The following is a 14205-nucleotide window of genomic DNA, read 5'->3' on the forward strand; positions in this document are numbered from 1 at the left end:
ATGCCCAGGGCCCGGGCTACTTCCAGTTCGCCCGCAACACGGTCAAGGCGATGGCACGCCACTTCCCGGCACCGGTCAAGTGCGTGGATTGCGTGGAGGCAGCCACCACCCAACGCTTCGACGAGGGCTTGGCCTTCGAGCGCGAGCAGTTCCTCAACCTGATGCTCACGCCGGAGTGTGCCGCGCTGCGCCACGCCTTCTTCGCCGAGCGGGCGGCCAGCAAGATTCCCGATGTGCCCGAGGACACCCCCACCCGCGAGATCCGCAAGGTGGCCGTGATCGGCGCCGGCACGATGGGTGGCGGCATCAGCATGAACTTCCTCAATGCCGGCATCCCGGTGGTCATCCTGGAGATGAAGCAGGAGGCGCTGGATCGGGGCGTGGGAGTGATGCGCCAGAACTATGAGTCTCAGGTCAAGAAGGGCAAGCTCAAGCAGGACAAGTACGAGCAGCGCATGGCTTTGCTGTCCACCACGCTGAGCTATGACGACATCCGCGACGCCGACCTCGTCATCGAGGCCGTGTTCGAGGACATCGGTGTCAAGGAGCAGGTGTTCAGGAAGCTCGACGAGGTGATGAAGCCCGGTGCCATCCTCGCGTCCAACACCTCGACGCTGGACCTCAACAAGATCGCTTCGTTCACGAACCGGCCGGCCGACGTGATCGGCATGCACTTCTTCAGCCCGGCCAATGTCATGAAGCTGCTGGAGGTGATCCGCGGCGACAAGACCGGTAAGGACGTGCTGGCCACCGTGATGAAGCTGGCCAAGGTGATCAAGAAGACGGCGGTCGTCTCCGGCGTGTGCGATGGCTTCATCGGCAACCGCATGATCGAGCAGTACAGCCGCCAGGCAGGCTTCCTGCTGGAAGAAGGCTGCACACCCGAGCAGGTGGACAAGGCCATCGAACGCTTCGGCTTTGCGATGGGCCCGTTCCGCATGGGTGATCTCGCCGGCAATGACGTGGGCTGGTACATCCGCAAGCGCCGCTACGTCGAAAAGCCGCACATGCGCTACAGCAAGACGGCCGACCTGCTGTGCGAGATGGGGCGCTTCGGGCAGAAGACTGGCGCCGGCTGGTACGACTACAAGCCGGGCAAGCGTGAGGCCATTCCGTCGCCGGTGGTCCTCGAGATGATCGAGAAGCACCGCGCCGAGCTGGGCATCACTCCACGCAAGATCAGCGACGAGGAAATCGTCGAGCGCCTGGTCTTTGCGCTGGTCAACGAAGGTGCTCGCATTCTCGAGGAGGGCATCGCCCTGAGGGCCTCGGACATCGACATGGTCTACCTCACCGGCTACGGCTTTCCGTTGTTCCGCGGCGGCCCGATGCGCTATGCCGACAGTGTGGGCCTGTTCAACGTGGTGCAGTCGATGAAGCGCTTTGCGAAGAACCCCCACGACGATGCGCAGTTCTGGCAGCCCGCCCCGCTGTTGGCGCGTCTGGCTGCTGAAGGCAAGACCTTCAACTGAGCCTGCCCGCACCCTTACAAGCCATCCGAGGAATTGCCATGACCGATGCAGTGATCGTTTCCACCGCCCGCACGCCGCTGGCCAAGAGCTGGAAGGGCGCCTTCAACATGACCCACGGCGCAACCCTGGGCGGCCATGCGGTGAAGGCCGCCGTCGAACGTGCGGGCATCGACCCAGCCGAAGTCGATGACGTGCTGATGGGCTGTGCCACGCCCGAGGGAGCCACTGGCAGCAACATCGCCCGCCAGATCGCGCTGCGCGCCGGCCTGCCCGTCACTACCAGCGGTGTCACCGTCAACCGCTTCTGTTCCAGCGGCCTGCAGACGATTGCGATGGCGGCCCAGCGCATCATCGCCGGCGAGGGCGATGTCTACGTAGCCGGTGGCGTCGAGAGCATCTCCTGCGTTCAGAACGAGGCCAACACGCACATGCTTCGCGAGAACTGGCTGATGCAGCACAAGCCCGAGATCTACTGGAGCATGCTGCAGACGGCCGAGCAGGTGGCCAAGCGCTACAAGATCCCGCGCGAGCGCATGGACGAGTACGGCGCCGCCAGCCAGCAGAAGGCCTGCGCGGCCCAAGAGGCCGGCAGGTTCCGCGACGAGATCGTGCCCATCACCGTGACCGCCGGCGTGGCCGACCCGGTGATGGGCCTGCGCACCAAGGAAGTCACCGTCAGTGCCGACGAAGGCCTGCGCCCGGGCACCACCTACGAGGCCGTGGCCGGGATTCGCCCGGCGCTGCCCGGCGGCGTCATCGCGGCTGGCAATGCCAGCCAGTTCTCCGACGGCGCAGGCGCTTGCGTGGTGATGAGCGCCAAGCTGGCCGAGCAGCGCGGGCTCCAACCGCTGGGTCGCTTCCTCGGCTTCGCGGTGGCCGGCTGCGAGCCCGATGAAATGGGCATCGGCCCGGTCTTTGCGGTGCCCAAGGTGCTCAAGCGCCTGGGACTGAAGATGGACGACATCGACCTGTGGGAGCTCAACGAGGCTTTCGCGGTGCAGGTGCTGTACTGCGCCGACACCCTGGGTATCCCCATGGACCGCCTGAACGTCAACGGTGGCGCCATCGCCTTGGGCCACCCGTATGGGGTGAGCGGCCAGCGCCTGACCGGCCACGCGCTCATCGAGGGCAAGCGCCGCGGTGCCAAGAAGGTGTGCATCACGATGTGCATCGGTGGTGGCATGGGGGCGGCCGGCGTGTTCGAGGTGCTCTGAGTCCGCAAAAAAGGGGGCGGCCATGACCATGCGAGCCACGCTCGACTTCCTGCTGCATGACTGGATCGATGCAGCCTCGTTGACCGCCAGGCCTCGCTTTGCCGACCACAGCCGCGAGACCTTCGATTCGGTACTGGACACGTGCGAGCGCATCGCCCGCGAGAAGTTCGCCCCGTACAACCGGCTGGCCGACACCGAGGAGCCTCGTTTCGACGGTGAGCGGGTCCACCTCCCGCAGGCCACGCATGATGCCGCGCGGGCCTATGCCGAATCGGGCATGCTCGCTTGCGCCCAGGACTACGAGATCGGCGGCATGCAGTTGCCCTGCGTGGTCGAGATGGCGGCCAACAGCTTCTTCTCGATGTCCAGCGTCTCGATGGGGGCCTATGCGATGCTCACCAGCGGCAATGCCAGCCTGCTGATGGCCCATGGCTCGCCCACGCAGAAGGCCGTCTTCGCGCGCAACGAGTTTGCCGGGCGTTGGTTTGGCACCATGTGTCTGAGCGAGCCTCAGGCCGGCTCCAGCCTGTCGGACCTCGCCACCCGCGCGGTGCCCGATGGTCCGGACTTCCAGGACGATCCGCTGGGACCGCGTTACCGGCTCAAGGGCCACAAGATGTGGATCTCAGGCGGCGAGCACGAGATCACCGAGAACATCATCCATCTGGTGCTGGCCAAGATCCCCGGCCCCGATGGAAAGCTCGTTCCCGGCGTCAAGGGTATCTCGTTGTTCATCGTGCCCAAGCGGCTGGTCGATGCCGAGGGGCGACTCACCGGCGAACGCAACGACGTGGCGCTGGCGGGCCTGAACCACAAATGCGGCTACCGTGGCACCACCAACACGCTGCTCAACTTCGGCGAAGGACGTTTCCCGGTGCGTGGCGGTGCCGGTGCGATCGGCTACCTCGTCGGCGAGCCCGGGCGGGGTCTGGCCTGCATGTTCCACATGATGAACGAGGCCCGCATCGGGGTGGGCCTGGGCGCCACGATGCTCGGCTATGCGGGCTTCCTCGCCTCGCTGGACTATGCGCGCCAGCGTACGCAGGGCCGACCGGTGGGGCCAACCGGCAAGGACCCGGCTTCGCCCCCCGTGCCCATCATCGAGCATGCCGATGTGAAGCGCATGCTGCTGGCCCAGAAAGCCTACTGCGAAGGCGCGCTGGCCCTGGCGCTGTACTGTGCCCGACTGGTGGACGAACAGCACACCGGCGAGAGCACGGCAGCCGACGAGGCAAGGTTATTGCTGGAAGTGCTCACGCCGATCGCCAAGAGCTGGCCCAGCGAGTGGTGCCTGGAGGCCAACAGCCTGGCCATCCAGGTGCTGGGCGGCTATGGTTACACGCGCGACTTCCCGGTCGAGCAGTACTGGCGCGACAACCGCCTCAACATGATCCACGAGGGCACCCACGGCATCCAGGGCCTGGACCTGCTGGGCCGCAAGGTGCTGATGGACGACGGGCGTGGGCTGAAGCTGCTGGGCCAGCGCATGCAGGCCAGCATCACCGCTGCCGGCGCCCTCCCGCCACTGACCGAGCCCGCGCAGGCGCTCGGTCAGGCGCTGGCGCGTCTGGGCGCGGCCACGCGCGCGGCCTGGGCGGGCGCTCAGCCCGACGAGGCCCTCGCCAATGCCACACCCTACCTGCAGGCCTTCGGACACGTCGTGCTGGCCTGGATCTGGCTGGACGTTGCGCGCTGTGCCCTGGTCTGCCGGGACCGGCTCGCTCCTGACTTTGTCGACGGCAAGCTCGCGGCGGCCCGCTATTTCTACCGCTACGAGCTGCCCCGCATCGAAGCCTGGCTGGGCGTGGTCGCCTCGCGCGACCGCACCTGCCTGGACCTGTCGCCACAGGCGCTGTGATGCGGCCGGGGCAGGTCGAGGCAGCCGCCTGGCTGCTCATCTACGGGGGATTGTTGGCAGCGGTGCTGGGGTGGTTCGTGTCCGATCGTGCCTGGGCCCTGGGGCTTGGGTTTATGCTGGCAGGCGCGGCGTGTGCGGTGGCCGGCGGGGTGCTGGTGTTCGTGCGTGCCCGGATGAAAGGCCCTTCCCAGGAGAACGAACCATGATCCGACACATCGTCATGTGGCGACTGCACGATCCGGCCGATGCCCCGAAGTTCAAGGACCTGCTGGACTCATGCAAGTCCGTCGTGCCCGGCATCCTGGAATGGGAGGTCGGCGTCCGCACCCCTCGGCTGGAGGCGTCGATGGATGTGGTGCTTGTCTCGGGTTTCGTCGATCAGGCGGCGCTGGACGCCTATCAGAATCACCCGCACCACAAGGCCGTCGGGGCGCAGCTTGCCGGGCTGCGTGCCGAGCGCGTGGTGCTCGACTATCCCAGCCTGGCGCCAGGCCTGGCCGATGTCGACCTGGCACAAGACCTGTCCTTTGCACCTACCGCGCCCGGCGCCCTCTGATCCCGCCTCCTTGCGCGAAAACCCCGAGTTGAGAACCCTTCCATCATGAGCGTGTCATCCCTGTTCGACCTCAGCGGCCGTGTGGCCCTCGTCACCGGCGGCTCCCGCGGTCTGGGCCTGCAGATTGCCGAGGCACTCGGCGAAGCCGGTGCCAAGATCATGCTCAGCGCCCGCAAGGCCCCTGAGCTCGAGGAGGCCGTCGCCCACCTGCAAGACCGCGGCATCGACGCCCGCTGGATCGCCGCGGACGGTGCCAAGGAGAGCGACATCCAACGCCTGGTCGACGAAACCCTGCAGCGACTCGGTCCGGTCGATGTGCTGGTCAACAATGCCGGGGCCACCTGGGGCGCGCCGGCGGAGGACCATCCGATCGAGGCCTGGGACAAGGTGATGAACCTGAACATCCGCGGGGTCTTCCTGCTCACCCAGGCCATCGGCAAGCGCTGCATGATCCCTCGCCGGCAAGGCCGCATCATCAACATCGCCTCGATCGCCGGGCTGGGCGGGCACCTGCCCACGATCATGAGCACCATTGCCTACAACACCAGCAAGGGAGCCGTGATCAACTTCACCCGGGCGCTGGCCTGCGAATGGGGGCGCTACGGCATCACGGTCAACGCCATCGCGCCGGGCTTTTTCCCCAGCAAGATGACACGCGGCACGCTCGAAGCCGTGGGGGCGGACACGCTGGCGGCCCACGCGCCATTGCAGCGCCTGGGCGACGACGAGGATCTCAAGGGCGCGGCGCTGCTGTTCGCCACGCGCGCGGGCAAGCACATCACCGGCCAGATCCTCGCGGTCGACGGCGGCGTCTCGGCACTGACGGGAGGTTGAGCCGGGCCATGCAGTTTCCCGTCCGCATCCCCTTCGTCGAGGCCCTGGGCTTCGAACTCGTACGCATGGCCGACGGGCAGGCCGAGATCGGCTTTGCCTTGCGCGACGAGCACTGCAATTCCTTTCACGTGGCCCACGGTGGCGCCCTGATGACCCTGCTGGACGTGGTAATGGCCCATGCGGCACGCAGCGTCAACGATCCGGCGGCCCACTACGGCCCCGGTGTGGTCACCATCGAGATGAAGACCAGTTTCCTGCGCCCCGGCGAGGGCCGCCTGCGCGCCGTGGGCACACTGCAGCACCGTACCGCCACGTTGGCGTTCTGCGAAGGCAGCGTCTATCGTGAAGACGGGACGCTGGCGGCCCACGCCACCGGCACGTTCAAATACGTCAGAGCCCTGCCCACGGGCGCGCGTGAGGTCAAGCCTTTGCAGCGCCGCCTGGATGGGGACGGCTCCGACTGAAACCCCTGCGAGGAAGCCTCCATGACCGTCAATCGCCAGATCCTGCTGGTGTCGCGCCCCCAGGGCGAGCCCAGCATCGACAACTTCCGCCTCGTCGAGGCGCCCCTGCCGGCACCCGGCGCGCTGGCCGAGGGGCAGGTGCTGGTGCGGCACCACTATCTGTCGCTGGACCCGTACATGCGCGGACGCATGAGCGAGGGCAAGAGCTATGCCCAGCCCCAGCCGTTGAACGAAGTGATGATCGGCGGCACCGTCGGTGAGGTGGTGGCCTCGCGGCATCCGCAGTATGCGGCGGGTGACAAGGTCGTTGGCATGGGGGGCTGGCAGGAGTACGCCGTCGTCGATGCCACGCGGCCCGGCGTGCTGCGCAAGGTCGACACCACCCACATCCCGCTGTCGGCCTACCTGGGCGCCGTGGGCATGCCCGGCGTGACCGCCTGGTACGGCCTGATGAAGATCTGCGAACCGCGCGCCGGCCAGACCATCACCGTCAGCGCGGCCAGCGGCGCCGTGGGCAGTGCCGTGGGCCAGCTCGCCAAGAGCCGCGGATGTCGCGTGGTCGGCTTTGCCGGCGGGCCTGACAAGTGCCGATACGTGGTGGAAGAGCTGGGCTTCGATGCCTGCATCGACTACCGCCGCCATCCCACGCTGGAGTCCTTGCATGCCGCCTTGCGCGAGGCCACGCCAAACGGCATCGATGGGCACTTCGAGAACGTCGGCGGCATGGTGCTCGACGCGGTGCTGCTGCAGATGAACGCTTTTGGCCGCATCGCCGTGTGCGGCATGATCGCCGGCTACAACGGCGAACCCATCCCGCTGCGGCATCCGCAGATGATCCTCACCTCGCGATTGCGCGTGGAAGGCTTCATCGTCAGCGAGCACATGGAGGTCTGGCCCGAGGCGCTCAAGGAGCTCGGCACCCTGGTGGCCAGCGGCCGGCTGAAGTACCGCGAGAGCATCGCCCAGGGCTTGGAGAGCGCCCCCGAGGCCTTCATCGGCCTACTCAAGGGGCGTAACTTCGGCAAGCAGTTGGTCCGGCTCGTCTGAGGACGATCCGTTTCATCCGCGAGGGGCACGCCATGGACGACATGACCCTCACCCACGAGGTCGTCAACCAGAGCTCCCCACTGGTTGACGTCAACCTCTTCGACGGCAACCTACCGCTGCGCGAGGGGCTGGCCGTGCACCTGCCGGCCGGGGCTCTGGCCGGTGCCGAAGACCGGCTCAGGGCGCTGGGCGCTGTGGCCGGTTCGGCCGCGATGCAGGCGCATGCCCGCTGGGCCAATGTGCATGGGCCCGTTCTGCGCACGCACGACCGTCAGGGGCGTCGCATCGACGAGGTCGAGTTCCACCCCAGCTACCACACGCTGATGAGCACGGCCATCGCTCATGGCCTGCATGCCAGGCCGTGGGCGCTGGGCCCTGGTGCCCACGTCGAGCGCGCCGCCGGCTTCATGCTCTTCACCGAGCTCGAGCCCTCGGTGCTGTGTCCTGTGTCGATGACCTATGCCGCCACACCCGCGCTGCGCGGCAACCCGGCCGTGCTGGCCGACTGGTTCCCCCGCCTGACCAGCACCGAGTACGACCCGCGCCTGGTGGTCTTGCGCGACAAGACCGGCGTGACCATGGGCATGGGCATGACCGAAAAGCAGGGGGGATCGGACGTGCGGGCCAACACCACCCGTGCCAGCTTCGAGTCCGACACCCCCTGGGGACGCTGCTACCGGCTCGTGGGCCACAAATGGTTCTTCTCGGCACCCATGTGCGACGCCTTCCTGGTGTTGGCCCAGGCCGAGGCGGGCCTGAGCTGCTTCTTCCTGCCCCGCGTGCTGCCCGACGGCCGGCGCAACGCCTTGCGCATCCAGCGCCTGAAGGACAAGCTGGGCAACAAGGCCAACGCCAGCTCCGAAGTCGAGTTCACCGGGGCGCAAGCCTGGCTGGTGGGCGAAGAGGGGCGCGGCGTGCCGCAGATCCTCGAGATGGGCACGCTCACCCGGCTGGACTGCGCCCTGGGCACCACCGGCCTGATGCGCCAGGCGCTTTCGCTGGCCTTGCACCACGCGCGCCAGCGCCAAGCCTTTGGCCGGCCGCTGGTGCAGCACGCCCTGATGCGCAATGTGCTTGCCGACCTTGCGCTGGAGAGCGAGGCCGCCACGGCCCTGAGCCTGCGGCTGGCACGGGCCTTCGACCGCCAGGACGACCCCTTCGAGGCCTTGATGCGCCGTGTGCTCACCCCGGTGGCCAAGTTCTGGATCTGCAAGCGCGGCAGCGGTTTTGCCCAGGAGACCATGGAGTGCCTGGGCGGCAACGGCTATGTGGAAGAGGGGGGTGAGGGCGTGATGGCGCGCATCTACCGCGAGATGCCGCTCAACTCCATCTGGGAAGGCGCCGGCAACATCATGGCGCTGGACCTGCTGCGCGTGCTGCAGCGCGCCGGCCCGGATGTGGCCGCTGCGGTCGCCGCCGAACTCGAGCCGCTGGCCGGCGTGAGCCCGGTGTGCGACGCGGCCCGAGCGCGCGTGCTCGACCGGCTGCAAGGTGTGGTGGACGAGCACGAAGCCCGCCGGCTCGCGCAGAACCTGGCCCTGGCCGTGCAGGCCGCCTTGCTGCGCCGCCATGCCCCGGACTTCGTCTTCGAAGCCTTCGTCGCCGCCCGGCTGGACGGCTCGCCGGGCCTGAGCTACGGCTGCCTGCCGGCTCGCGCCGATTTCGAACACCTGCTGCAGCGTGCGGCACCCGCATGACCCTTTCACCCACATTCTCAGGAGACAGCATGAAGGAACTCAAAGGCAAGACGGCGGTGCTCACCGGCGCGGCCTCCGGCTTCGGCCTCGAACTGGCCCGTCTGGCGGCACACGAGGGCATGAACGTCGTGATGGCCGACGTGCAGCCTGATGCACTGGAATTGGCTGCCGCCGAGGTGCAGGCCCTGGGGGCCCCGGTGCTGGCCCACCGCGTGGACGTCTCCCGGGCCGAGCAGGTCGAGGCGCTCGCGGCCGCCACCTTCGAGCGCTTCGGCCCCCCGCATCTCGTGTTCAACAACGCGGGGGTGGGCGCCGGTGGTCTGATCTGGGAGCATTCCGTGCAAGACTGGGAATGGGTGCTCGGGGTGAACCTGATGGGTGTGGCCCATGGCGTGCGGGTTTTCACGCCGATGATGCTGCAGGCCGCGCGCGCCGATGCCACCTACGAGGGCCACATCGTCAACACCGCCTCCATGGCGGGCCTGCTCAACGCACCCAACATGGGGGTCTACAACGTCAGCAAGCACGCGGTGGTCAGCCTGTCCGAAACGCTGTACCAGGACCTTCGCCTCGTCACCGACCAGGTCACGGCCTCGGTGCTGTGTCCGTACTTCGTGCCCACCGGCATCCACCAGTCCGACCGCAACCGCCCGCCGCAGGCCCGCGGCACCCCGCCCACCCCCAGCCAGATGATTGCCCGCGCGATGAGCGAGAAGGCCGTGACCTCGGGCAAGGTCACCGCGGCCGAGGTGGCAGCCAAGGTCCTGGCCGCCGTGCGCGCGCGGCAGTTCTACATCTACAGCCACCCGCAGGCGCTGGGCATGGTGCAAAAGCGTCTCGAGGACGTCATGCTCGCACGCAATCCCAGCGATCCTTTCGAAGCGCGCCCGGAGATCGGCGACAAGCTGCGTGCTGCACTGCGGGAGGCCATGGGCTGATCTCCGCGAAGCCGTGGCCGAAGCCACAAGGCCGCGGAGTCTGGGCAAGCTGGTAAGCGCAGCTAAGCGCAATTACGTAGGCTTCAATACATTTTTCCGGGCTGTAATCCTGGCTCGGACAACGTTCAGAGCCTAGAACAACACAGGGCGTTGTGTTCTCAACCCGCTTCCTTGGAAACGGCATGAAACACAAAGACCTCCAGGATCTGATCGGCGGCGTCTTGCTCAGTGCGGTCGGACTGTTCTTTGCGCTCTATTCGCAACGCTACGACCTTGGCACGGCCGCCCGGATGGGGCCGGGCTACTTCCCGACGGTGCTGGGCTGGACGCTCACCGTTCTTGGCGTGCTCGTCGCCCTGCCGGCACTCTTTCGCAAAGGACCGCCGGTCAAGATCCAGTTGGGCAACTTTCTTTTCGTCATGGCCGCGCTGCTGCTGTTCGCGTTCAGCTTGCGCTCACTGGGAATGGTCGCGGCCACTTTCCTCGCCTCCTTCGTGGCCAGTCTGGCCGACCGCGACATCACATGGAAGGGCCGAGCCCTGATGAGTGCCGGCGTCACGGTTCTCACAGTGCTGGTCTTCAGCGTGGGACTGAACATGGTCCTGCCGCTGTGGTGGTGGAACGCCTGAAGCCAACGGGGAGGGCACCATGGAGATCTTTGCAAACCTCGCGGCAGGCTTCGACGCAGCCGTCGCCCCCGTCACGCTCATGTACTGTTTCATCGGGGTGCTGCTGGGCACCCTGGTGGGCGTCCTTCCGGGCATCGGCGCGCTGGCGACCATCTCGCTGCTGCTGCCCATCACCTACCACATCCCTCCCGGGGCGGCCATCATCATGCTGGCAGGCGTCTATTACGGTGCCTGCTACGGCGGCTCCACGGCCTCTATCCTGCTGAACCTGCCGGGCACACCGTCAGCTGCAGTGGCCTGCCTGGACGGCTATCCCATGTCCAAGCAGGGGCGGGCCGGAGTGGCTCTCTTCATGACGACCATTGCCTCCTTCGTGGGCGCGTTCATCGGCCTGGTGATACTGGCGCTGTTCACCCCCTCGATTTCCGAACTGGGCCTCAAGTTCGGGCCGGCCGAGTACTTCTCGATGATGCTGCTTGGCCTGATTGCGGCGTCGACACTCGCCTCGGGGTCGCCGGCCAAGGGCATCTCGATGGTGGTGCTGGGCCTGCTGTTGGGCATGGTGGGCACCGACGTGAATTCGGGTGTGCCGCGCTTCGACTTCGACATCCCTGAACTGATGGACGGCATCAACCTCGTGGCGCTGGCCATGGGTGTGTTCGGCGTGTCCGAGGTGATTGCCAGCATCAACAACATCCGTCGTGAGGGCAAAGCCGAGCGCATCACCATGCGCTCCATGATGCCCACCAAGGAAGACTGGAGGCGTTCGATCGCCCCCATGCTGCGCGGCTCGGGCATCGGCAGCTTCTTCGGCGCGCTGCCGGGCACGGGATCCTCGATTGCTTCCTTCATGTCCTACGCCCTGGAGAAGAAGGTGGCCAAGGAGCCCGAGCGTTTCGGAAAAGGAGCCATCGAGGGGGTGACGGCGCCGGAGTCGGCCAACAACGCCGCGGTGCAGACTGCCTTCGTTCCCACGCTGTCGCTGGGTATTCCGGGCGACGCGGTGATGGCCCTCATGCTCGGGGCGCTCATCATCCATGGCATCCAGCCGGGCCCGCTGATGATCACCGAGCAGCCGGTGCTGTACTGGGGCCTGATCGTCAGCTTCATCATCGGCAACATCATGCTGCTCATCCTCAACATCCCGCTGATCGGGGTGTGGGTCAGCATCCTGCGCATTCCCTACCGCGTGCTGTATCCGGCCATCCTGGTCTTCATCAGCCTGGGGGTCTACAGCGTCAACAACAACACCTTCGACATCGTGATGGTGGCCATCATCGGCGCCATTGGCTATGCGATGAGCGTGCTGCGTTTCGAGGCGGCCCCCCTGCTGCTGGGGTTCATCCTGGGGCCCATGATGGAGGAGTACCTGCGGCGAGCCCTGCTGCTGTCGCGCGGCGACCCCATGGTCTTCGTCGAACGTCCGATCAGCGCCACCCTGCTGGCCTGTGGTGTCGGCTTGCTGGTCTGGAGCATCTGGGGCGTGGTCAAGCGCACGGCCCGGGAGCGCGCTGAGGAAGCCGCGGGCACCTCTGCCGCGACCCAGTCCACCTGAGCGTCTGGCGCAACGAGTTCCCGTCCGGCCCGCCTTGGCGGGCCGTTCCATTTCGTCCGGTACGCCTATGGCAAACTGCTAGGTTTCCTTTTGCCAGCCTGTACCGACTTGGACAAGATCCTTCAACAGATTGCCACCGAGCTGAAGGTGCGGCCGTCGCAGGTCCGCGCGGCCGTCGAGCTGCTGGACGGCGGGGCCACGGTGCCCTTCATCGCCCGCTACCGCAAGGAGGCCACCGAGGGCCTTGACGACGCCCAGTTGCGCGAACTCGAGGTGCGACTGGCCTACTTGCGCGAGCTGGAGGAGCGCCGCGCCGCGGTGCTCAAGAGCATTGCCGAGCAGGGCAAGCTCACGCCGCAACTGCAGGCCGCCATCGAGACCGCCCCCACGAAGCAGGAGCTCGAGGACCTGTACCTGCCCTACAAACCCAAGCGACGCACCAAGGGCATGATCGCCCGCGAGGCCGGCCTGGAGCCGCTGGCCGACCGGCTGTTTGCCGACCCCTCGCTGGAGCCGCTGGTCGAGGCGGCCGCCTTCGTCAACCCCGATGCGGGCTTTGCCGATGCCCATGCGGTGCTCGACGGTGTGCGCGACCTGCTGTCCGAGCGCTGGGCCGAGGACGCCGCCTTGGTGGGCAAGCTGCGCGAATGGCTGTGGGAAGAGGGGCTCTTCCAGTCGCGTCTGATGGCTGGCAAGGACGAGAACCATCCGGACGTGGCCAAGTTCCGCGACTATTTCGATTACGAAGAACCGATCCGCACCGTGCCTTCGCACCGAGCGCTGGCCGTCTTCCGCGGGCGCACGCTGGAGATCCTCGACGCCAAGCTGGTGCTCGATGAGGACGTCGTGCCCGGTCAACCCACGCTGGCCGAGGGCCGCATCGCGCGCCACCTGGGCTGGAGTCATGCCCGGCGGCCGAGCGACGACCTCATCCGCAGGACCATCGCTTGGACCTGGAAGGTCAAACTCAGCCTCAGCCTGGAGCGCGACCTGTTTTCGCGCCTGCGCGAGCAGGCCGAGATGGTGGCCATCAAGGTCTTTGCCGAGAACCTGCGCGACCTGCTGCTGGCCGCACCGGCCGGCAAGCGCGTGGTGATGGGGCTGGACCCGGGCATCCGCACCGGCGTGAAGGTGGCCGTGGTCAATGAAACTGGCAAGGTGGTGGACACCGCCACCGTCTATCCCCACGAACCCCGCAACGACTGGGACGGCGCCATCCACACGCTGGGCCGGCTGTGCGCCACCCATGGGGTGAACCTGATCGCCATCGGCAACGGCACGGCCAGCCGCGAGACCGACAAGCTCGCGGCGGACCTGATCAAGCGCATCCAGCAGATGGCCCCCGGCACCAAGATCGACAAAGTTGTGGTCAGCGAGGCCGGGGCCTCGGTCTATTCGGCCTCGGAGTACGCCAGCAAGGAGTTGCCTGATCTGGACGTGAGCCTGCGCGGCGCGGTGTCCATCGCGCGCCGGGTGCAGGACCCGCTGGCCGAACTAGTGAAGATCGAGCCCAAGAGCATCGGCGTGGGCCAGTACCAGCACGACGTGAACCAGGCCGAGCTGGCACGCAGCCTGAATGCGGTGGTGGAGGACTGCGTGAACTCGGTGGGCGTGGACCTCAACACCGCCTCGGCGCCGCTGCTCTCACGCGTGTCGGGCCTGAGCGCCAGTGTGGCGGCCAGCATCGTGCGTTGGCGCGATACGCACGGCGCCTTCCGCAATCGCCAGCAACTGCTGGAAGTCGCCGGCCTGGGCGCCAAGACCTTCGAGCAGGCCGCGGGCTTCCTGCGCATCCGTGACGGCGACAACCCGCTGGACATGTCCGGCGTGCATCCCGAGACCTACCCCGTCGTGGAGCGGATGCTCCAGCACCTCGGCAAACCCATCCACGACGTGATGGGCCGCGCCGATGTGATCCGCAGCCTCAAGCCCGAAGCCTTC

The 14205-nt window shown here is 67.0% G+C and carries 12 protein-coding genes and 1 pseudogene; all 13 read left to right on the forward strand.

What is annotated here, in order from left to right; translation table 11 throughout:
- The coding region (locus ACK42S_RS09505) for a 3-hydroxyacyl-CoA dehydrogenase NAD-binding domain-containing protein (RefSeq protein ID WP_409706182.1) at window positions 1-1472 on the forward strand (1472 nt) is incomplete at its 5' end.
- A 38-nt stretch (window positions 1473-1510) separates the two neighbouring features.
- A complete protein-coding gene (locus tag ACK42S_RS09510) occupies window positions 1511-2686 on the forward strand; it encodes an acetyl-CoA C-acyltransferase (protein ID WP_409706185.1) in 1176 nt (391 codons plus the stop codon).
- A 22-nt stretch (window positions 2687-2708) separates the two neighbouring features.
- A complete protein-coding gene (locus ACK42S_RS09515; RefSeq protein ID WP_409706188.1) occupies window positions 2709-4544 on the forward strand; it encodes an acyl-CoA dehydrogenase in 1836 nt (611 codons plus the stop codon).
- The gene (locus ACK42S_RS09520; RefSeq protein WP_409706191.1) at window positions 4544-4750 is read left to right on the forward strand and encodes a hypothetical protein; all 207 of its coding nucleotides are present in this window, start codon (window positions 4544-4546) and stop codon (window positions 4748-4750) included. Before ACK42S_RS09515 ends, ACK42S_RS09520 begins: the two co-directional genes overlap by 1 nt.
- Window positions 4747-5019, forward strand: a pseudogene (locus ACK42S_RS09525) (Dabb family protein); the annotation flags it as partial. The gene ACK42S_RS09520 and the pseudogene ACK42S_RS09525, both read left to right, overlap by 4 nt.
- A gap of 126 nt (window positions 5020-5145) precedes the next feature.
- Window positions 5146-5934, forward strand: a complete 789-nt coding sequence (locus tag ACK42S_RS09530) for an SDR family oxidoreductase (protein WP_409706194.1) — start codon at window positions 5146-5148, stop codon at window positions 5932-5934.
- A gap of 8 nt (window positions 5935-5942) precedes the next feature.
- Window positions 5943-6398 carry a PaaI family thioesterase gene (locus ACK42S_RS09535; RefSeq protein ID WP_409706197.1) on the forward strand — a complete coding sequence of 152 codons (456 nt, stop codon included), beginning with the start codon at window positions 5943-5945 and terminating at the stop codon, window positions 6396-6398.
- 21 nt (window positions 6399-6419) lie between these two features.
- A complete protein-coding gene (locus ACK42S_RS09540) occupies window positions 6420-7445 on the forward strand; it encodes an NADP-dependent oxidoreductase (RefSeq protein WP_409706200.1) in 1026 nt (341 codons plus the stop codon).
- A 41-nt stretch (window positions 7446-7486) separates the two neighbouring features.
- Window positions 7487-9142: an isovaleryl-CoA dehydrogenase gene (locus tag ACK42S_RS09545; RefSeq protein WP_409706215.1), complete on the forward strand. Its 1656-nt coding sequence runs from the start codon at window positions 7487-7489 to the stop codon at window positions 9140-9142.
- 29 nt (window positions 9143-9171) lie between these two features.
- A complete protein-coding gene (locus ACK42S_RS09550) occupies window positions 9172-10080 on the forward strand; it encodes an SDR family oxidoreductase (RefSeq protein ID WP_409706203.1) in 909 nt (302 codons plus the stop codon).
- Between the two features lie 182 nt (window positions 10081-10262).
- Window positions 10263-10709: a tripartite tricarboxylate transporter TctB family protein gene (locus tag ACK42S_RS09555; RefSeq protein ID WP_409706206.1), complete on the forward strand. Its 447-nt coding sequence runs from the start codon at window positions 10263-10265 to the stop codon at window positions 10707-10709.
- 19 nt (window positions 10710-10728) lie between these two features.
- The gene (locus tag ACK42S_RS09560; protein ID WP_409706209.1) at window positions 10729-12264 is read left to right on the forward strand and encodes a tripartite tricarboxylate transporter permease; all 1536 of its coding nucleotides are present in this window, start codon (window positions 10729-10731) and stop codon (window positions 12262-12264) included.
- Between the two features lie 108 nt (window positions 12265-12372).
- The coding region (locus ACK42S_RS09565; protein WP_409706212.1) for a Tex family protein at window positions 12373-14205 on the forward strand (1833 nt) is incomplete at its 3' end.

Source organism: Caldimonas sp. (genome assembly GCF_046289365.1).
Lineage (GTDB): Bacteria > Pseudomonadota > Gammaproteobacteria > Burkholderiales > Burkholderiaceae_C > Caldimonas.